The organism is Shewanella sp. ECSMB14102, assembly GCF_000813075.1.
Taxonomy (GTDB): Bacteria; Pseudomonadota; Gammaproteobacteria; order Enterobacterales; family Shewanellaceae; genus Shewanella; species Shewanella indica.
In genome coordinates, this window is the sequence record NZ_JWGX01000024.1 from 71,228 (window position 1) to 91,649 (window position 20,422).

General features: G+C 55.3%; 20 protein-coding genes. 13 read left to right on the forward strand and 7 right to left on the reverse strand.

Annotation, left to right across the window (positions count from 1 at the left end; translation table 11 throughout):
• Positions 1-25 precede the first annotated feature (25 nt).
• The 4 genes from phrB to RC73_RS08965 form a co-directional block, all read right to left on the reverse strand.
• Complete coding sequence (phrB, locus tag RC73_RS08950) at positions 26-1,525, reverse strand: deoxyribodipyrimidine photo-lyase (RefSeq protein ID WP_052248103.1); 1,500 nt, start codon at positions 1,523-1,525, stop codon at positions 26-28.
• Between the two features lies 1 nt (position 1,526).
• Positions 1,527-2,498 (reverse strand): MerR family transcriptional regulator, encoded by a 972-nt coding sequence (locus RC73_RS08955; RefSeq protein WP_052248104.1) that lies wholly within the window; start codon positions 2,496-2,498, stop codon positions 1,527-1,529.
• Entirely contained in the window at positions 2,488-3,444 is a 957-nt protein-coding gene (locus RC73_RS08960; RefSeq protein WP_039034312.1) for a YbgA family protein, read from the reverse strand. Before RC73_RS08960 ends, RC73_RS08955 begins: the two co-directional genes overlap by 11 nt.
• Before the next feature lie 300 nt (positions 3,445-3,744).
• Positions 3,745-4,665 (reverse strand): DUF368 domain-containing protein, encoded by a 921-nt coding sequence (locus tag RC73_RS08965; RefSeq protein ID WP_039034313.1) that lies wholly within the window; start codon positions 4,663-4,665, stop codon positions 3,745-3,747.
• A gap of 372 nt (positions 4,666-5,037) precedes the next feature.
• Here RC73_RS08965 and RC73_RS08970 point away from each other — a divergent pair, with 372 nt between their 5' ends.
• From RC73_RS08970 to RC73_RS08980, 3 genes are all read left to right on the forward strand, one after another.
• Positions 5,038-5,532, forward strand: coding sequence for a hotdog fold domain-containing protein (locus tag RC73_RS08970; protein ID WP_039034314.1), 495 nt, complete (start codon positions 5,038-5,040; stop codon positions 5,530-5,532).
• Positions 5,533-5,630: 98 nt separating this feature from the next.
• Complete coding sequence (locus RC73_RS08975; protein WP_082014285.1) at positions 5,631-6,797, forward strand: DUF418 domain-containing protein; 1,167 nt, start codon at positions 5,631-5,633, stop codon at positions 6,795-6,797.
• Positions 6,794-7,423 (forward strand): cold shock and DUF1294 domain-containing protein, encoded by a 630-nt coding sequence (locus tag RC73_RS08980; protein WP_039034315.1) that lies wholly within the window; start codon positions 6,794-6,796, stop codon positions 7,421-7,423. Before RC73_RS08975 ends, RC73_RS08980 begins: the two co-directional genes overlap by 4 nt.
• Positions 7,424-7,481: 58 nt before the next feature.
• Here the strand turns inward: RC73_RS08980 and RC73_RS08985 are convergent, their stop codons facing one another.
• Positions 7,482-8,042, reverse strand: coding sequence for a TetR/AcrR family transcriptional regulator (locus RC73_RS08985; RefSeq protein ID WP_039034316.1), 561 nt, complete (start codon positions 8,040-8,042; stop codon positions 7,482-7,484).
• A gap of 116 nt (positions 8,043-8,158) precedes the next feature.
• Here RC73_RS08985 and RC73_RS08990 point away from each other — a divergent pair, with 116 nt between their 5' ends.
• Positions 8,159-8,707 (forward strand): HPP family protein, encoded by a 549-nt coding sequence (locus RC73_RS08990; RefSeq protein WP_081737197.1) that lies wholly within the window; start codon positions 8,159-8,161, stop codon positions 8,705-8,707.
• Here the strand turns inward: RC73_RS08990 and RC73_RS08995 are convergent.
• Positions 8,694-10,004: a short-chain fatty acid transporter gene (locus RC73_RS08995; RefSeq protein ID WP_039034317.1), complete on the reverse strand. Its 1,311-nt coding sequence runs from the start codon at positions 10,002-10,004 to the stop codon at positions 8,694-8,696. The two genes, RC73_RS08990 and RC73_RS08995, sit on opposite strands and share 14 nt — an antisense overlap.
• 469 nt (positions 10,005-10,473) lie before the next feature.
• Here RC73_RS08995 and RC73_RS09000 point away from each other — a divergent pair, with 469 nt between their 5' ends.
• A complete protein-coding gene (locus RC73_RS09000; RefSeq protein ID WP_039034318.1) occupies positions 10,474-10,944 on the forward strand; it encodes an FKBP-type peptidyl-prolyl cis-trans isomerase in 471 nt (156 codons plus the stop codon).
• Between the two features lie 141 nt (positions 10,945-11,085).
• Here RC73_RS09000 and RC73_RS09005 read toward each other — a convergent pair whose 3' ends face one another.
• Positions 11,086-11,586, reverse strand: a complete 501-nt coding sequence (locus RC73_RS09005; RefSeq protein WP_039034319.1) for a zinc ribbon-containing protein — start codon at positions 11,584-11,586, stop codon at positions 11,086-11,088.
• A gap of 122 nt (positions 11,587-11,708) precedes the next feature.
• Here RC73_RS09005 and leuS point away from each other — a divergent pair, with 122 nt between their 5' ends.
• The 8 genes from leuS (at position 11,709) to rodA (ending at position 20,422) form a co-directional block, all read left to right on the forward strand.
• Positions 11,709-14,288, forward strand: a complete 2,580-nt coding sequence (leuS, locus tag RC73_RS09010; RefSeq protein WP_039034320.1) for a leucine--tRNA ligase — start codon at positions 11,709-11,711, stop codon at positions 14,286-14,288.
• Between the two features lie 17 nt (positions 14,289-14,305).
• Positions 14,306-14,815 carry an LPS-assembly lipoprotein LptE gene (locus RC73_RS09015; RefSeq protein WP_025011678.1) on the forward strand — a complete coding sequence of 170 codons (510 nt, stop codon included), beginning with the start codon at positions 14,306-14,308 and terminating at the stop codon, positions 14,813-14,815.
• Entirely contained in the window at positions 14,815-15,846 is a 1,032-nt protein-coding gene (gene holA / locus RC73_RS09020; RefSeq protein WP_039034321.1) for a DNA polymerase III subunit delta, read from the forward strand. Before RC73_RS09015 ends, holA begins: the two co-directional genes overlap by 1 nt.
• 9 nt (positions 15,847-15,855) lie before the next feature.
• Positions 15,856-16,512: a nicotinate-nucleotide adenylyltransferase gene (gene nadD, locus RC73_RS09025; RefSeq protein ID WP_039034322.1), complete on the forward strand. Its 657-nt coding sequence runs from the start codon at positions 15,856-15,858 to the stop codon at positions 16,510-16,512.
• A gap of 91 nt (positions 16,513-16,603) precedes the next feature.
• Complete coding sequence (rsfS, locus tag RC73_RS09030; protein WP_039034323.1) at positions 16,604-16,933, forward strand: ribosome silencing factor; 330 nt, start codon at positions 16,604-16,606, stop codon at positions 16,931-16,933.
• The gene (gene rlmH / locus RC73_RS09035) at positions 16,933-17,403 is read left to right on the forward strand and encodes a 23S rRNA (pseudouridine(1915)-N(3))-methyltransferase RlmH (protein ID WP_039034324.1); all 471 of its coding nucleotides are present in this window, start codon (positions 16,933-16,935) and stop codon (positions 17,401-17,403) included. The genes rsfS and rlmH overlap by 1 nt, the downstream gene beginning before the upstream one ends.
• An 87-nt stretch (positions 17,404-17,490) precedes the next feature.
• The gene (gene mrdA, locus RC73_RS09040; protein WP_039034325.1) at positions 17,491-19,335 is read left to right on the forward strand and encodes a penicillin-binding protein 2; all 1,845 of its coding nucleotides are present in this window, start codon (positions 17,491-17,493) and stop codon (positions 19,333-19,335) included.
• The gene (gene rodA / locus RC73_RS09045; RefSeq protein WP_039034326.1) at positions 19,319-20,422 is read left to right on the forward strand and encodes a rod shape-determining protein RodA; all 1,104 of its coding nucleotides are present in this window, start codon (positions 19,319-19,321) and stop codon (positions 20,420-20,422) included. Before mrdA ends, rodA begins: the two co-directional genes overlap by 17 nt.

The window sequence follows — 20,422 nt, forward strand, 5'->3', positions numbered from 1 at the left end:
TAATCCCTCGGCTAATGAACTGAGTTCAGGCAGACTTTTTCAGTACGGCCAGGGCGGTCAACGCCCTTTGCCGCGCCGCGCTGTGCTCGACTATAGGTGGTGGGTAAGCCGCAGTGGCAAACAGACTCGGCTCGGTGAAGCGGGACGATGCGGCTGTGCCCGGATGGTGTATCTGTTTAAGCGGCCAGTGCGCCAGTTCGGGCAGATAACGGCGGATAAAACTGGCGTCAGGGTCGAACTTTTCGCTCTGGCTCATGGGGTTGAAGATCCTGAAATAGGGCTGGGCATCACAGCCGGTGCCGGCAGACCACTGCCAGCCGCCGTTATTGGCTGCCAGGTCGCCATCTATCAGGGCGCGGCGAAAATACTGCTCGCCCCAGCGCCAGTCCACCAACAGGTGTTTGGTGAGGAAGCTGGCGGTCACCATTCGCAGCCGATTGTGCATCCAGCCGGTCTGGTTTAGCTGACGCATGGCGGCATCCACCAGCGGATAACCGGTACGGCCCTCGCACCAGGCGGCAAACTCTTGCGGGTCGTTACGCCAGACTATGTCATCACCGAGTGAGTTGAAGTTGCGCCCCATACACAGCTGGGGCCAGGCGTGCAGCAGATGGCGGTAAAACTCGCGCCAGGCCAGCTCAGCCAGCCAGCTGCGCCCTGGACTATTGTCCTCTGCCATAGCCTCGGGGAAACGATTGAGCAGCGCCGCCACACATTGCCGCGGGCTGAGAATTCCAAACGCCAGATAGGGCGACAGGCAACTGGTGCCATCGAGCGCCGGGAAATCCCGCTCCTGGCCGTAATCGGCAAGCTGGTTGGCAATAAAGCTATCGAGGCGCTGCCTGGCCGCCCCTTCACCCACTGGCCAGTGGTGGCTGTCTTGTTTACTGCCTTGATTGCTGATCTTAAAACTCAGCTCTGCGGGTTCAGGTAAAGCCGGGGCCAGAGGCGCAGGTACCGGCAGCGGCATTATCGCCTCACTTCCCAGCAGCTCACGCCAGCGGCGAAAGAAAGGGGTAAATACCCGATACATTTCGCCACCTTGGGTACGGACGCTGCCGGGCGGCAGCAGACAGTGCTCATCGGTAAACTGCAGGCCCACCCCTATAGTCCTGGTGAGCTGTGCCAGCGCCTGATCCCGGCGCTGCTCGTTAATCTCCACCTCGCGCCCGGCAAAAATCTGCTTAACGCCCTGGCGTTGGCAATACTCCTCGACAGTGACATTCACCAAAGAGAAATCGTCACAGTGCAGCAAATCAAAAGCTATCCCCAAAGATGCCAACGCCCGTTGCAGTTGATTGACGCTGCGCTCGATGAAATCCAGCTGCATGGGACCAACAGAGTGCTGCTGCCACTGGGCCGGAGTCGCAATATAAAAACCCCGCAGCGGCAGACCTTGGGCCCTTGCCGCTTCGCACGCCAGCCACAGGGCCTGGTTATCTGAAGTGCGCAGATCGCTGCGAAACCAGATGGCAACACAGGCCTTTTCACTGGAAGGCACATGATTGGGCAAGGACTGGGACATGTTACTTGTCCTCCGGTTGTTTTGAGGCGGACTCGGCCTGACCCAGCAGTGCCAATATGGCGGCATTGCTGCTGCAAAGCACAGGATTCTTGACGGGCTCCCGGTTCTTGTTGGCGCCTTTTTCAGTCACAGCCAGTTCCTTGGCATAGTGCTCAAAGGCATTGGTGTGAGCCGCCACATAATCCCCGCTCAAGATCAATGGATATTCCAAAGCGCTCGCCAACTGGAACAGGGCTTTGACACTGCTGCCCGGCAACTGGGAAGGCGGCAGCAACAAGAGTCCCTGCAGCGGCAGCCTGTGTGCCAAGAGTTGCAACCCCTGACCTTCCAAAGGCTCCTCTATATTGAGCGGCAAAAGGCTGACACCCCGGGTGATAAGCTCCAGTTGCAACAAGATCTCACTCCAGGCCGGCTGCTTGCCAAGCGGCAGATAAAGAAGTTGCCAGCGGGGTTTCTGGCGCAGCAACTGCTCGCTGCGGGCGCCGACATAGTGAGCCAGACGGCTTTCGAGCCAACTGCGGACAAATGCGCCGTCGAGGCGTTCATCGAGTTGGGTGTCCAATACTTGCAACCAATGGCGCAAGCGCCGACAACACAAGGCGATGGGATAGAGGGCACTGAATTCATCCAGCAAGCGGCCAAAGCGGGCACTGCTGAGAGAAAGTGCCGCCTCGGTGAGACTGCTGCTGAACTTCAGCCAGTCGTCGTCTTCATTTTCTTGCTGCAGCTGTTTTTCTGTCTGGCCACTGAGCAGTGGCTTGACCTTGCTGATGGCCACGCCCTGCTCAAGCCAGGAGAGGATTTCACGGATCTGTTGCACCTGCTCCTGAGTGTAGAGTCTATGGCCCTTGGGGGTGCGCTGCGGGATAACCAGTCCAAACCGTCGCTGCCAGGCGCGCAAGGTGACAGGATTCACCCCGGTCAGTCTGGCGACTTCGCCGATGGAAAGGTTGGCAATGTTATCAGTAGGCATAACGCAGTTTTAACTCCTGTGGATGAGGGTTGAGATAAACCTGGGCCGCAATATACGGCTGCGGATGCTCCCTCAAGTAGTGTTTAATCAATGTCAGCGGCACCAACAGAGGTTGCAACCCCTGACGATATTCATCTATCACCTGACTAAGCTCAGCCTTCTGTGCCTTAGTCAGTTTTTGTTTGAAATAGCCCTGAATGTGTTGCAGCGCACTGGTGTGATTGCGGCGACTGGCCTTATTTTTCAGCGCCTCCATAAAGCCTTCGAAGTAACGCCGGGCAGTTTCCTGCAAGTCTTCACCACCTTCAGCCAGCAAGGGGCCAAGTTGGCGATAATGAGCCGGACTGTGCGCCAACAAGAGGTATTTGTATCTGGCATGAAATTGGGTCAATTTGTGCAGGCTCAAGCCGGAGTGCAGCAGACACTGCCAGTCGTGGAAGGCGTACACCCGGGTGAAAAAGTTTTCCCTGATCACCAAATCGTTCAAGCGCCCCTCTTCTTCAACCGGCAGTTGTGGCCAGCGTTGCATCAGGGCCTTGGCGAACACACCTATGCCACTGCGATTCCCCTGATCGCCGCCTTCCTTGTAGACAGTGACCCGTTCCATGCCGCAGGTAGGTGATTTGGCACAAAGCAGATAGCCACTTAAAAACCCCAACTCAGCGACTTTTTGCTCACTGAAACTTTGCAGGCTCTCGGTTACATCCAAGCTGGCATCACGGCTCTGGATCCTAATCTCATCACCGCGGCGCACCTGACGTATGCTCTTGCGTGGCGCGCCCATGCCTATTGCCATCTCAGGACAGACTGGCACAAAGTCGAAATGTTGCCTAAGCTCCTGCTGGCAATAAACAGAATTCTTATGACCACCGTCAAAACGCACCTGCTGCCCCAACAGGCAGGCACTGATACCCAGTTGAATTCGCCGCGGCTCAAACTTGTACATATTGAGAATCCTTGTATAACCTTGTAGTAGATTAAGGCATACACCTGTACAAGGATCAAGTTTTTGTACAATATTTTTTTAGTAAAGAAGGATCGACTTGCCGGGCAAGTCATACAAGACCTTAAAAGGAGTCAAGCTCAGCAAGCCTGGGCTATCCGCTGGCGAAGTAGCCCCCATCTTGGATGAAACCTGTAACGCAAAGGCATTTAAGAGAGATTCGAAGGGAGATAAAAAACGGGAGTCTTGAACTCCCGTTTTCTGTCATTGATATCTTTCACTGCAGGGCACTAACGCCTGAAATTATTGCTTGCCTGCCCCCAGACGCTCAACCAGGAGTACCAGGCCAATTCCAGCGGCGGCGCACAAGAGCGCCAACCCCAACTGATGCGGCTGCTGTGTCAGCTGCTCAAAGCCAAAGGGTGACAGGTTTTGCTGCACCAGGGGTACCTGCTCACCATGGGAGTTGGTGCGCCAGCTCAGCGTCTGTTTCCAGGGCCAGATCTTGCCCAGCGTTCCCAGCATAAGCCCGGTAAGGAAGATAAGGGTGGCATCGTGAAAGCGCCGCAGCAACGCCGACAGCAGATGGCTGAAACTCAGGATACCTATCACGGCGCCGACAGCAAAACAGCCGAGAATGTCCAACTGGATATTCTTGGCCGCCGCCAGCACGGCTGGATAAAGCCCCAACAGCAAGAGGATAAAGCTGCCGGATATCCCTGGCAGTATCATGGCGCAAATGGCAATGGCACCGCCAACAAAAATATTAAAGTAGCTGGCCTCCAACTCGACCGGGCTCAGCACGGTAATGCCCCAGGCAAAGGCCACTCCCAACGCGAATATCAATAGCCGTGGCAGTGAAAAACCGCCCTTGACCTGGCGCAGCATATGCACCACAGAGATAAGGATCAGCCCGAAAAAGAATGACCATACAGGAATAGGATGATGTGCCAGCAGGTAAGAAATAAGCTTGGCCAGGCTCAGAATACTGCTGAGGATACCCGCCAACAGACTCAACAAAAAGGCGCCATTGATATGCGCAAACGCCGCCTTGATACCGTCACGGCGTATAATGCCCCAAAGACTGGGATTAATACGGCGAATACTTTCCAACAGGGTGTCATAGATGCCGGTGATAAAGGCTATGGTTCCCCCGGAAACGCCGGGCACCACATCGGCGGCCCCCATGGCCAGCCCCTTGAGGTAGGTCAACAGAAATTTCACTAGGTTTCCTTACTACTGTTTTGATAATTCTCGCGGATTATACCAATCCTGATTGAAGTTGGATTGTCCAAGGAAGTGATTCTTGCACTTGCAAAAGGTTCACCCATTCGCACCTTCCCGAAGAAACCGCCATTTAAGCACAGGCACCAGTTGCTGCCACGCGTTTTTATTCTATCGGTTCAGCCCCAGATCAGATTGGCGAGCCCCTCGCTCATCTCAGCCAATGCTCTTGGTTCTTTCCTTTTAGCTCTTGCCTCTTGGCTCTTGCCAAAGCGCTCGTCAGCATACACACTCATCCGACCAGAGTAATAACAAAAACATTACCCTATACCAACAAAAAACATCAAAAAGGAATACCCACAAGGAATCACTATGAGTAAAACCGCCAATTCGACCCTGAACTTGTATCACAAATGCCGGCGCCTGCCCTTTGGCAATAAGATATTCTCCTTGCTGGTCAGCCGGATGGCGCCCTACTTTGGCAGTATCAAGCCGATAATTACTCAGTTGGAGCCCAACTACTGTGAATGCCTGTTGCGTAAACGCCGCGCAGTGGAGAATCACATAGGTACAGTACATGTCATTGCCATCTGCAACGGCCTGGAAATGGCGATGGGGGTCATGGCCGAGGCTTCAATACCACCTCATCTGCGCTGGATCCCCAAGGGCATGACGCTGGATTACACCGCCAAGGCCGGCAGCGATATCCGCTGTGTGGCCAAGGTTGATGCCAACGCCTGGCAGCCGGGGGATCTTGATGTCGAGGTGCTCGCCTATGACAGCAATGATATCCTGGTGGTCAAGGGCAATATCAGGCTCTGGATCTCGGCCAAGCCGGCTAAAAACGCGACCGAGAAGGGATCATAATTTGAAACAAGCGAGCACTTCCCTCATTCGGGTTTGATTGCTAACTTAGCTCTGTTAATAAAAGCCATAGATGGTATACAAAAATAGGCAGGGAAAAGATGCAGGGACAGCCGGTCAAAATCAGTCACAACCCCAATATCGATGCCGTCAGAGGGCTGGCGGTATTAGGGATATTCTTTCTCAATGTGAGTTTTATGGGCGTCACCTTATATGGTTATGCGCCCTTTCCCGAGTTTCATTTAACCGATGCCATTACCGAAACCCTGAGTAATTTTCTGCTGGAGGGGCGCTTCCTCAGCCTGTTTTCCATGCTCTTCGGTGTCGGCCTCTATATTCAACAACAGAATTTCCTCGCCAGAGGATTGGAGCCCTTCCCCTTAATACGCTCGCGCTTACTCTGGCTGATGTTCTTTGGGGCGCTGCACAGCCTGTTTATCTGGCCGGGGGATATCCTGCTCACCTATAGCATTTGTGGCTTCCTCACCTGGCATTATCGTAACCTGGAGATTGAAGCCCAGCAAAGGCGGGCACTGCTCTTTATCGCCATCGGCATCCTGGCCTATGGCCTGATGATCTTTCTGCCGGGTGATGAAGCCTGGATCCGCGGCAACGCCCTTTTCAATGAACAATACAGCGCCTGGACCGGCAGCTATGGCGAGCAGTTGCTGATGCACCTGTTTATGACCTTGCTGATGCTGATTTCCCTGCCATTTACTCTGCTGTGGTTTGTCAGCGGTGTGATGCTGCTGGGGATCAGCCTGTATCGTCGCGGGCTGTTTGACCAAGGTTTACCCCAGGGCAAATTGGGGAAATTGCTGGCACTGAGCTTGCTGCTGTCGCTGGCGGACACGATTCTCAGCCTGCAATCCCGCCCCAAACTGGTGATGCTTTCCGATATTCTGGTCATGCTGAGCGCCATTCCCATGGCTATCGTCTATGCGCATCTGTTAGTTAAGTTCGGCCGACGCCTGCCATGGCTGCAAATGCGCCTGCAGGCGGTTGGCCGGATCCCCTTGAGCCTGTATATTCTGCAGTCCTGTTTTGGGATCTGGCTGTTTCGCCATCAGGCGCCCGAATTGCTGCTGACACTTGAGCGCATAGACTACCTGGCCATAGCCCTGGGTTATGCCTTGGTACAGATAATACTGGCCGGCTGCTATCTTAGGTTCTTCAACCAAGGGCCGCTGGAATGGCTCTGGCGTCGTCTGGCCTTTGGCAAGAAGCCAACCAATAACGCCATGAATACTCACGAGTCAAACACATGAAGCACAAAGGAAAAGTCAGCCATTGGCAGGACGATAAAGGCTTTGGGTTTATCAGCCCCAATGACGGCAGTGAACGGGTGTTTCTGCACATTAAATCACTGAGCCTGAGCGGTCGCAGGCCACAAGTGGGCGACGTGCTGACCTTTGAAATCACCCAGGATGACAAGGGTCGGCGCCAGGCAAAACAGGCCTTCTTTCCCGAGGACAGGGGCAGACTCAAACAAAAGCAGCGTCAGCAGAATAAGCGCAGCAGTCACAAGTATTTCATCGGTAAGCTCACCGCCCTGTTTGCCCTGCTGCTACTGGCTTTAGTGGCACTGGATAAGCTGCCGCTCTTGGTGCCCGTCTGGTATCTGCTGCTGAGCCTTCTCTGTTATTGGCTCTATGCCCGCGATAAAAAGGCCGCTGAAACAGGCCGCTGGCGCACCAAGGAGTCGACCCTGCAACTGACCGGCTTGCTCGGTGGTTGGCCCGGCGCTTTACTGGCACGCCATCAGTTTCGCCACAAGACCAGTAAAACAAGTTTCAGACTCCTGTTCTGGTGCTGTGTCGGCCTCAACCTGTTGGTGCTTGGCGCCGCTCTTAAGCTGGGATGGCTGGCACAGCTGCCCGAGATAGCCTTTTAACGGTTGGCTCTAAACTCAAGGGCAAGCTCACCTATCAAGCAGGCTCAATCATCTAGGCTTAATCAAGTAAGCTCAGTGCCAGCTTGCGGCCGCGCTCGGCAGCATACTGCCGACTGACGAGCTGGGCCGAGACTATCGCCCCCTCTTTAATCAAACACAACTGCCCGGCCAACTCACGAGCGCGCTCGTTGCCAAGCCAAGGCGACAACTTCTGCTCAAGCTCATTTTGAACCCTGGCCTTATGCTCACGGCAGAGACGATTTACCGGATGCTCGGGTGAGGGATACTCGGCGGCGGTATTGATAAAGAAACAGCCGCGAAACTGGCTCAGGGATTCAACCCGGCTGTTGAACCAATCATCCAGGGCGTTAAACAGCTCATGAACCAGCTCCGTCGGCGTTTGCGCCGCCTCCAGCCTTTGATTCAACCAATCAAAAAACAGCTGATCGCGATAACGCACCACGGCCAGCACCAGGGCCTCCTTACCCTCGAAATGATGATAAAGGGTCTTCTTGGCTATGCCGGCCTCGGCCAGAATTTGATTGATACCCACCCCATGCACACTCTCTCGATAAAAGAGTTCAAAGGCGCCGGCAAGCAGTTGGGAAACCTTGTCCATCTCACGCTCCTTAACGATTCAATCTGAGTTTGACAAAAGTAGAACGGTCTGTCTACCATAAAAAGTAGACCGATTGTTCTACCAAGCGAAACGCTGACAACCAAAGGAAAACAGATATGGACAACACACCGCCCCTGACCGCAACACCTGCTGCAAAAAACACAGCCCAAGCGGCGACAAACCGTTGGCAAGCTGCCGCCTGGGCCACACTGGGCGCCGGAAGCTGTATTGGATTACTGGCGGGATTACAGGAGATGCTGACGCAGAACCTGAGCTGGAGTCTGCTGCTGATGGCACCATTCGGCGCCACTATGGTGTTGCTCTACGCCCTGCCCCAAAGCCCGCTGGCGCAGCCGAAAAACATTTTCTTCGGCCATCTGCTCACCTGCGCTCTGGGACTCTTGTTATTGCACACCTTGGGAGTGTCGCCGCTGACACTGGGGCTGGGAACCGGCCTGGGTGTCGGCCTGATGATGCTGACCAACACCACACATCCACCGGCCGGTGCCAACCCCTTGCTGGTGATGCTGGCCGGGGCCGACTGGCAGTTTTTGCTAACCCCTGTGGTTTCGGGGTTGCTGCTGATCCTCGCTTTCGGTTGGGCCTATCACAAGAGCCTGTATATCAAGGGGATCAGCAAGCATAGCTGGCCTAAAACCAACTGAGGGCAACACTTATCACCACGCCGGTGATCAGCAACTGCATCAGACAAAACCCCATGATATCCCGGGCCTTGAGCCCGGCAATGGCCAACACAGGCAGCGCCCAAAAAGGCTGGATCAGGTTGGTCCAGGCATCCCCCCAGGCCACCGCCATGGCCACCCTGGCGACATCGGCGCCAAGTGCCTCGGCGGCCGGCAACATGATAGGTGCCTGTACCGCCCACTGGCCGCCACCGGATGGCACGAAGATATTCACCACCCCGGCGCTGATAAAGCTCCAGAATGGCAGTGACTCGGCGCTGGCAATGGCAACAAAACCCGAAGAGATACTCTGCGCCAACCCGGACTGTACCATCACCGCCATGATGCCGGCGTAGAAGGGAAACTGGATCACTATTCCGGCGCCGCCCTTTATCGCCTCATTGAGACTGACCAGCAGACTGCGCGGCGTCTGGTGCAAGGTTATCGCCAGGAACAGAAACAGGAAGTTGACTATGTTGAGGTTAAGACTGCCCCCCTGAACAAAGAACCAATACCCCAGATACCCGAGACCACACAGGCCCACCAGGATCCCGAGTATCCGGCTGTTCTCCAGATAGTCGGCCGGGCGTTTGTTCTCACTCTGAGTCGGCGCAGCATCCTCGAGCAGCGCAGGATCGACTATCACTGACTCTTTGTCATCCGGCAGCATAAAGCGATTGACCAGCGGCATTATGATAAACAGCAAGGCAAGTAGCAGCAGATTAAAGCCGGCAAAAATAGTTTCCGAGGTAGGAATAATGCCTATCTGCGCCTCGGCAAAGTGTCCTGGTGTGGCCACTGTCAAGGGCACTGAGCCCGCCAAGCCGCCATGCCAGACCACAAAGCCCGAATAGGCGCTGGCCACCAGCAAACGGTAATCCACCTTGACCCGGCGCGCCAACGCCTTGGCAAACAAGGCACCAACCACCAAACCGAACCCCCAGTTAAGCCAACTGGCCGCCAAGGAAACCAAGGTCACCAGTATGATAGCCTGCGGCGCGCTGCGGGCCACGGACGCTATGGCATCCAGCAACTTCTTCACCGGCGGCGAGCTGGCCAACATAAAACCGGCCACCAGCACCAGCAACATCTGCATCGAGAAACTAAGCAGGTTCCAAAAACCGCTGCCCCAATAACCCAGCACTTCTACCGGTGTCTTTTGCTGGCCGAGCATGGCGGCGGCAAACACCAATAAAGTAAGCAGGAGCACAAAGATATAGGGATCGGGCAGATACTTATCCACCAGCTTGACCAGTGGCCGGGAGGCGCGATTGAGCATAGGGGTTTCCTTGAGTCTTATTATGATTATTCTGCGGAGAGCTGATTTAGCTTTCACTTTTTTATCAATAGCCTACACAAGTCTGCCCGAGGGATAAAGCCCGACAAAAGTACACTATAACCCTAAGGAAGGTGCGAATAAGTCCTCGTGGCCTTCTCTTTTGTAGAGAGTGGCTTGCACAGCAATTGGCGTTCAAGGCATCTGACTGAAGGCATGCCGGGGCCTGTCGAAGTCGGATAACGCAGAGAGCCGGTTGCTGTGAAAGCCCCGAAGGGCGTGGCTTACAGGCCTGCCTGCTGTGTTGTGCTTCTTGCAAAGGACTAGGGCCATTTGCGGCGAACCACGCCTTGCATCCAAGCCCGTAAGCCGACGCAGAGTACACATGGGACTTGTTCGCACCTTCCCTTAGCTGTAAATGCCGCAGTCCAACTGCTAAGATAGCGCCACCTTCAGGACAGAGGATCCCCAAATGAGAATGTTGCTTGCCGTGGTGGTTATCGCCGCAGTTATTTTTTACTTTTTCACCACTATGAATGGCCAGAAACTGGCAAAAGAGAATGTTGCCAAGGGCGAGGTATTTCTTGAGGCCAACAAGCATAAAGAGGGGGTGGTCACCACAGACTCGGGGCTGCAGTATCAGTTACTGCACAAGGGGCAAGGCCAGGTTCATCCGGGTCCCAAGGATAAGGTGACAGTGCACTACCATGGCACCCTGATTGACGGCACTGTGTTTGACAGCTCGGTCGATCGCGGTGAGCCCATCGCCTTTCCACTCAATCAGGTGATCAAGGGCTGGACCGAAGGGGTTCAGTTGATGACAGAAGGCGACAAGATGCGCTTCTTTATTCCCAGCAGTCTGGGCTACGGCAATCGCTCTGCCGGCTCGATCCCGCCGGGTTCAGTACTGATTTTTGATGTGGAGTTGCTCAAGATCAACTGACAATCCCCAACAACAAGCCCGGCCAAAGCCGGGCTTGCTAATTGGCACTTTTCTCACTCAAACCCAGCTCTCACAACACGATCCCTTTTTACGAGTTTGCAACTCCGGGCCTCGTCCATTCAAAATCTGGATGCTGGCAACTCAGGGCGCCAGCGCTTCACGGGTAAATTCCGAGTGGTCACACTCGGGGCAGTCGGGAATAATGCCAGGGAACTCGAAGTCCATCTCATGGCCGCAGTTACTGCAGACCATTTTACCCTGACTGACGATATCGCCGCTCTGATAATAGCCATGGTGTTTGAATTCATGGGCCAGTTCGTGCCACTCCACCTGGCTGCGGTCGCTGATTTCACCCAACCAGTGCCAGAGGGTATTTTCCAGCGTCAGCATAGTAGGGCTGTAACTGATGTCATCTTCCGTTTGGCTCTGAATATAGCTGGCGATATCCCGCTTGAGGAATTCCTCGACCAGAGACAGCTCGGCCTCACCGGCCTGCTGCTTGATAGCCAAATACTCTTTCCCTTCCTTGATAGAATTAAATAAGCTCTTCACTGTCAATGAGTTATCTTGGTCATACTGTTGTTTGACTCTGTCAATCAAGGCCTGATACAGCGCCAGTAACTCCGTACTTCTCTCACTCATGGCCAATACTCCTTTAAGACGAACCTTTCTTAATGACTCACTTCTGGTTTATTCTATGCAGATCTAAACGGCGCAGTATAGCGCGCATGTCAAAATAATGGGCGGCATTGCCGAAAAACCTGATGCAAGAGCAATATAATCCCTCAGAAATCGAAGCCAAAGTGCAAACGCACTGGGCAGAAAAGAAAACTTTTGAAGTCACCGAAGATCCGAGTAAAGAGAAGTTCTACTGCCTCTCTATGTTCCCCTATCCTTCAGGTCGGCTGCATATGGGACACGTGCGTAACTACACCATAGGTGACGTAGTTTCCCGTTTCCAGCGTCTGCAGGGTAAAAATGTGCTTCAGCCCATCGGCTGGGATGCCTTCGGTCTACCGGCAGAAAATGCCGCGATCAAGAACGCCACTGCGCCGGCGCCTTGGACCTATGAAAACATAGATTACATGAAGAACCAGCTGAAAATGCTGGGTTTTGGCTACGACTGGAGCCGTGAAATTGCCACCTGTACCCCGGAATACTATCGCTGGGAACAGTGGTTCTTCACCAAACTGTATGAAAAAGGCTTGGTGTACAAGAAGACCTCTTCGGTCAACTGGTGCCCCAATGACCAGACAGTGCTGGCCAACGAGCAGGTTATCGATGGTTGCTGCTGGCGCTGCGACACTGTAGTGGAGCAGAAAGAGATCCCTCAGTGGTTCATCAAGATCACTCAGTACGCCGAAGAGCTGTTGAATGATATCGATACCCTCGAAGGTTGGCCTGAGCAGGTCAAGACCATGCAGCGTAACTGGATTGGTCGCTCCGAAGGGGTCGAGATGACCTTCAAGGTGGCTGGTTCTGACGATAGCTTCGACATCTACACCACACGTCCGGATACCGTGATGGGCGTGACCTATGTGGCCATTGCCGCCGGTCACCCGCTGGCCGAGAAAGCCGCCGCCAACAACCCGGCGCTGGCAGCCTTTGTTGAAGAGTGCAAGCAGAGCACCGCCTCCGAGGCCGAGCTGGCCACTATGGAGAAAAAAGGTGTTGATACCGGCCTCAAGGCTATCCACCCGCTGACAGGCGAAGAAGTCCCGGTTTGGGCCGCCAACTTTGTCCTGATGAACTATGGTACCGGCGCCGTAATGTCGGTTCCCGGCCACGACCAGCGTGACTATGAATTCGCCACCAAGTATGGCCTGGCGATCAAGGGCGTGATTAAGCCTGCCGATGGCGAGCTGGATATCTCTGAAGCCGCTTACACTGAAAAAGGCATACTGTTCAACTCGGCCGAGTTCGATGGTCTGGACTTTGAAGCCGCCTTCAACGCCATCGCCGACAAGCTGAGTGCCGAAGGCAAAGGCAAGCGCCAGGTTAATTTCCGTCTGCGCGACTGGGGCGTCAGCCGCCAGCGTTACTGGGGCGCACCTATCCCTATGGTGACTCTGGAAGACGGCACTGTGATGCCGACGCCGGAAGAACAACTGCCGGTCATTCTGCCGGAAGATGTGGTCATGGACGGGGTCCAAAGCCCAATCAAGGCCGACAAAGAGTGGGCCAAAACCACAATCAACGGCCAAAATGCCCTGCGCGAAACCGACACCTTCGACACCTTTATGGAGTCCAGCTGGTACTATGCCCGCTACTGCTCGCCCAAGGCAGATCAGATGCTGGATCCAGCCAAGGCCGACTACTGGCTGCCGGTAGATCAATACATAGGCGGTATCGAACACGCCTGTATGCACCTGTTGTACTTCCGCTTCTTCCACAAACTGCTGCGCGATGCCGGTTTGGTTAACTCCAATGAGCCTGCCAAGCGCCTGTTGACCCAAGGCATGGTACTGGCCGATGCTTTCTACTACAGCAACGAGAAAGGCGCCCGCGTTTGGGTATCGCCACTGGAAGTGACTGTGGTTGAGAAAGACGACAAGGGTCGGATCCTCAAGGCGGTGGACAGCGAAGGCCATGAACTGACTTACACCGGCATGAGCAAGATGTCCAAGTCGAAAAACAATGGTATCGACCCGCAAGTGATGGTGGAGAAGTACGGCGCCGATACTGTGCGACTGTTCATGATGTTTGCCGCACCACCGGAGCTGACACTGGAATGGCAGGAATCAGGCGTGGAAGGTGCCCACCGCTTTATCAAGCGTCTGTGGAAACTGGCCCACGACCATATATCCAAGGGCGAAGCTCCAGCGCTGGATATCGCGGCTCTGACCGGCGAGCAGAAAACGCTGCGCCGCGAACTGCACAAAACCATCGCCAAGGTGACCGACGATATCGGCCGCCGCCAGATGTTCAACACCGCCATTGCTGCTGTGATGGAACTGATGAATGCACTGCAAAAGGCTCCACAGGAAACCGAGCAGGACAGAGCCCTGATGGCCGAAGCCCTGTCGGCCATTGTGCGTCTCTTGTACCCCATCACCCCGCACCTGAGTTTCAACCTGTGGCAGGAGCTGGGCATGGAAGGCGATATCGAGTCAGCCAGCTGGCCTGAAACCGACGAATCTGCACTGGTCGAAGACAGCAAGCTTATCGTGGTGCAGGTCAACGGTAAGCTCAGAGCCAAGATCACTGTGGCAGCCGATGCTGCCAAGGAAGAGGTCGAAGCCCTGGGTCTGGCCGATGAGCAGGTGATGAAGCACACCGAAGGCAAGACCATCCGCAAGGTGATCTATGTTCCCGGCAAACTGCTGAACATAGTCGCCAACTGAGAAAAAACAGGACATCCATGCTGAAACTATCTTTAAGCGTGAAGCAGTTGATGTTCGCCCTGCTGGCACTGGTCGTTATGACCAGTGCCGGTTGCGGCTTTCAACTCCAGGGAAGTTATTCCATTCCGCCCGAGCTAAGCAAGCTGAGCCTGGAGAGCAGCGACAAATACAGCGAGCTGAGCCGCCTGGTGCGTGAACGTCTGCGTCTCAACAATGTCGGCATAGAGGAACCCGCCAAGGGCATTCCCCGGCTGGTGCTGCTGAGCGACACTCTGGAGCGCTCAACCTTATCGCTCTACCCCACAGGCAACGTCGCCGAATATGAACTCATCTACCATGTGCGTTTTGCCGTGTCTCTACCGGGTAAGGAAGCACAGCCTTTCGATGTGGAAATCCGCCGCGATTATCTCGACGACCCCCGCACCGCCTTGGCCAAGAGCCGGGAGATGGAGTTGCTGGTCAAAGAGATGCGCATTCAGGCAGCCGATAACATCATCCAGACCCTGGCCGCCATCGAGGTGAACTGATGCGGGTCTATCCGGATCAGTTACACCGGCAGTTATCGCCGCTGAAATCCTGCTATCTGCTGCTGGGCGACGATCCCTATCTGCTGGACAGCAGTAAGCGGCAAATCCTGGCTGCCGCCCGTAGCCAAGGCTTTGAAGAAAGGTTACAACTAACTCAGGAAGCCAACTTCAACTGGCAGGATCTCGCCAACGAATGGCACGCCATGAGCCTGTTTGCCAGTCGCAGGATCATAGAGCTCAACCTGCCACAGGCCAAGCCGGGCGCCGATGGCGGCGCCATGCTGCAAAGCCTTATCGCCGAACAAAACCCGGATATCTTGCTTATCATCGACGGCCCCAAGCTTGGCCGCGATCAGCAAAACAGCAAGTGGTTCAAGGCCCTGGACAGTCAAGGTCTTTATGTTCCTTGCGCTACCCCCGAAGGGGCTCAGTTTCAGCGCTGGCTCGACGGCCGTATTCAATACTATCGGCTCAATCTCAAAAACGATGCCAGAGCCATGCTGTATGCCCTCTACGAAGGCAATCTGCTGGCGGCCGATCAGGCGATGCAACTGCTGCAACTGCTGGCCGGTGCCCGTCCTGTGGACAGCGAAGAGTTGAGCCGCTACTTCGAAGATCAATCCCGCTTCAGCGTGTTCCAATTGACCGATGCCCTGCTGGCCAACCAACAGGATAAGGCCCAACATATCCTCGCCCAGCTCAAGGCCGAAGAAACCGCCATGCCCATTATCCATTGGGCGCTGCAAAAAGAGCTGACCTTGCTGCTGACGCTGCAATCGGCCCGCAGTCAGGGCGAGAGCCTCAATAGCCTGTTCGGCAAGCATAGAATTTGGGACAAGCGCAAGCCGCTCTATCAGGGCGCCCTCACCCGGCTGAGCCTGGAAGCCATAGAGTCCATGCTGGCTATCGCCTCCAAACTGGAGCTGGCACTGAAACAGCAAGGCCAGGAAAACTGGACCGGCCTGTCCCATCTGTGTTTGCTGTTCGATCCCAAAGCGGCGCGCCATCTTGGCCATATTGAGTTCGACTGAGGAGACTAGATGCGTATCGGGCTGATGGGCGGTACTTTCGACCCAGTTCACTATGGTCACCTCAAACCCGCGGCCGAAGTCAAAGCCCGGCTAGAACTGGATAAGCTCTGGTTGCTGCCGAACCATATTCCGCCGCACAAGGCTAAGGCCACCGCCAGCAGCGAGCAGCGCCTGGCCATGCTTAAACTGGCCTGCGACGAGTTCCCCGATATGGACATTTGCGATATCGAGCTCAAGCGCAATGCCCCCTCCTACAGTGTCGCGACGCTGGAAGCGCTGCAGCAGGCTTTCCCAGGCGCCGAATTTCAATTCATCATGGGTACAGATTCCTTGCTGTCGCTGCCGAGCTGGCATCAATGGCAGCGGCTGTTTTCCCTCTGTAACCTGGTGGTTTGCCAGCGCCCGGACTGGCACCTGCCAAAGGACGCCGAAATCCAAACCGAACTGGCCCAAAGAAGCTGCTCAGTCACCCAGGCCTTGGCAGCAAGAGACAAGGGCCAACATCAAAGCGGCAAAATCATCAGCCTCTCGGTCAAGCCGCAGCCCTTCTCCTCCACGGCCATTCGCCGCGCCATCGCCGCCGGTAACATTAATGCCTGCAGCGCCGCCATGCCCAAAGCCGTGCTCGAATATATAGTTACAAACCGCCTCTATCTTGGCGGTTAACTGCGGTGGATGGGCGATAAATCCTATGGGACTTGCCCGCCAGCGCTGATATACTACTGCGCTTGATCAAAAACATGAGAGGATCTTCAGCGTGCAAGGCACAGAACTGAAACAATTTGTTGTCGACAAGGTCGATGATCTCAAGGCCCGGGACATAGTCGTGCTGGATGTCAGCAAAACGTCCAACGTGACCGACTTTATGGTTATCTGCTCAGGCACATCCAAGACCCATGTTCGCGCCATTGCTGAAAATGTAGTTGCCGAAGCCAAACAAGCCGGTATGCAACCTCAGGGCGTAGAAGGCCGCGACAGCAGCGACTGGGTTCTGGTGGATCTGGGTGATGTGATTCTGCATGTGATGCAGGAGCAAACCCGCGAACATTACCAGTTGGAAAAACTCTGGTCTGACGCCAACGCCTGATGAAACTGCAACTCGTTGCCGTAGGCACCAAAATGCCGGACTGGGTCAGCAAGGGTTTCGCCGAGTACCAGCGCCGCTTCCCCAGGGACATGGCGCTGGAGCTGGTTGAAATCCCCGCCGGCAAGCGGGGCAAGAATGCCGATATCGCCCGTATTCTGCAAAAAGAGGGCGAAGCCATGTTGGCCGCGATCCCCAAGGGCAACCATATCGTCACTCTGGATCTGCCGGGCAGGAACTGGACGACTCCAGAGCTCGCCTCTGCCATGGAAAAGTGGCAGCTCGATGGCCGGGATGTCAGCCTGCTGATAGGCGGCCCGGAAGGCCTGGCTCCTGCCTGTAAACAAGCCGCCAGCCAAAGCTGGTGTCTGTCGGCCCTGACCCTGCCCCACCCTTTGGTGAGAGTCGTGGTGGCCGAGAGTCTGTACCGGGCCTGGAGCATCAACAACAATCATCCCTACCACAGGGAATAAGGCACCCAAGAGCCACTTGCTTTAGCTGACTTTGCATTAACTGTTTGAGCCGGAGAGAATCCATTGCCGCGTAGAAAGCGAATAACCATGCATGATCACGCCGCCGAGGCGGCACTGTTCAAACGCCGGGCGCTGTTTACCTTTGTCTGCGTGGTCGCTTTGCTCAGCCTGTTGCTCGGCAATCTTTACTATCTGCAGGTGGTGTCTTTCAAAGACTACGAAACCCGCTCCAATGATAACCGTATCCGAGTGGTACCGCTGGCACCCAGCCGCGGCCTGATCTATGACCGCAACGGCAAGCTGCTGGCAGAGAACCTGCCCTTCTACACCCTGGAAGTGATCCCGGAGAAGGTGAAGAACATGCAGCAGACGCTGGATGAACTCTCAACCGTTATCGACCTCAGTCAGGATGAGCGCGACAGCTTCACCGAGTCACTGAAATATCACCGCCGCTTCAAGCCCTTGCCGCTCAAGACCAGGCTGACGGAAGATGAGGTGGCCCTGTTCAGTGTTAACCAACACAGGTTCGATGGTTTCTATGTCGATGCCGGTCTCAAACGCCACTACCCCTACAGCAGCCTGCTGACCCATGTGCTCGGCTATGTCGGCAAAATCAACTCCAGAGACAGAGACGCGCTGGAACGCTCCGGCAGTTGGAAAAACTATGCCGCCACCAAGGACATAGGCAAACAGGGTATAGAAAAGTTCTATGAGAGCCTGCTACACGGCCTGCCCGGGCATTTGGAGGAAGAGGTCAACAACCTGGGGCGCAGTGTCCGCACCCTCAAGGTGACCCAGCCCGAGCCCGGACAGGATATCTACCTGACACTGGATCTGCAGCTGCAGCAAAAGGCCACCGAACTGCTGGATGGCCGCCGCGGCTCAATCGTGGCGATAGACCCAAGAGACGGCGGTATTCTGGCCATGGTCTCCAGCCCCAGCTATGACCCGAACCAATTTGTGCACGGGATCAGTTCAAAAGCCTACAGCGAGCTGCTCAACAGCCGCTCGCGTCCCCTGATTAACCGCGCAACCCAAGGGCAATATGCCCCGGCCTCCACGGTCAAGCCGCATCTGGCGCTCCTGGGGCTGGAAGATCAAACCATTAGCGAGAAGACCCGCATCTGGGATCCCGGCTTCTGGCAGATCCCAGGGGTCGACCGTAAATATCGCGACTGGAAACGCTGGGGCCACGGCTGGGTGGATGTATATGACTCCATAGTTCACTCCTGCGATACCTTCTACTACGACATGGCCTACAAGGTGGGCATCGACAAGATCTCCGGTTTTATGGATCAATTCGGTTTCGGTCAGAATACCGGGGTGGATATCTTCGAAGAATCTGCCGGGGTAATACCATCGAGGGATTGGAAACGCCTCAAGTACAACCAACCCTGGTACATAGGCGACACCATCTCGGTCGGGATTGGTCAGGGTTACTGGACCACCACGCCTTTGCAGCTGGCCAATGCCACAGCCATTTTGGCCAACCGCGGCAAGCGTTTTACCCCGCACCTGCTCAAGGCCATCAAGGACAACACAGCCCGCATCGAGACGCCGGTGGATGAAAGGCCACCGATAGTGCTGAAAAACAAAAACAACTGGGAGATCATCAACGAAGCCATGCGCCGCACCGCGCAGAAGAGTCGCTTCACCGATGCCAGTTATACTGCGGCGATGAAGACAGGTACCGCCCAGGTCTTCAGCGTTGCCGAAGATGAGAAGTATGATGCGGACACCATTGACGAGCATCTGCGCGATAACGCGCTGATCATCGCCTATGCCCCCTACGAAGATCCAAAAATTGTGCTGGCGGTGGTACTGGAAAACGCCGGTTGGGGTGGCGCCAACGCCGGGCCGGTTGCCCGGGCCATGCTGGACGAATATCTGCTACGGGATACCTGGGAGTTGAAACATGAGCCACAGCCGTAAACCCAATATCTGGCAGAAGATGCATATCGATCTGCCACTGCTGCTAGGCATCCTGGGCCTGATGGGCTTTGGCCTGTTCGTCATCTATTCTGCCAGCGGCGAAGACCTGGCCATGATGGAGCGGCAGCTATTCCGTATGGGATTGTCCCTTGGACTAATGTTGATCCTTGCCCAGATTAACCCCGAGGTATTTCGCCGCTGGGCTCTGCCCATCTATCTTGCCGGGGTCGCGCTGCTGCTGGGGGTGCATTTCTTCGGTGAGATCAACAAGGGCGCCCAACGCTGGCTCAATCTGGGCTTTATGGAGTTTCAGCCGTCTGAGCTGATGAAACTGGCGTTCCCGATCACCATGGCCTGGTTTATCTCCAAGTTTCCCTTGCCGCCGAAGAAGCGTTATCTGGCCGGTGCCGGGGTAATTTTGCTGATCCCCACTCTGCTTATCGCCAAACAACCGGATCTCGGTACCTCAATTCTGGTGGCCGCCTCGGGGATCTTTGTGCTGTTTCTCTCCGGTATGAGCTGGGCCATTGTCGGTGGTTTTATTGCCGCCGTGCTGGCGCTGCTGCCGATTCTATGGTTCTTTTTGATGCACGACTACCAGCGCAATCGAGTGATGACCCTGCTGGATCCCGAGGCCGATCCACTCGGTACCGGCTACCACATCATTCAGTCCAAAATTGCCATAGGCTCGGGCGGACTCTGGGGCAAGGGCTGGCTCGATGGTACTCAGTCGCAGCTGGAATTTTTGCCGGAGCGCCACACCGACTTTATCTTCGCCGTGATCGGCGAGGAGTTTGGCCTCATCGGCAGTCTGCTACTGTTGGCGCTTTATCTCTATGTGATCGGCCGCGGCCTGGTGATCGCCTCCAGAGCCCAAACCAGCTTTGCCCGCTTGCTGGCCGGCTCGCTGACCCTCACCTTCTTCGTTTATGTGTTTGTGAATATCGGTATGGTGTCCGGTATTTTGCCCGTAGTAGGAGTCCCGCTGCCGCTGATAAGTTATGGCGGCACCTCTATGCTGACATTGATGGCCGGTTTTGGCATTCTAATGAGTATTCACACCCATAGACGCTTCATCGACAGATAG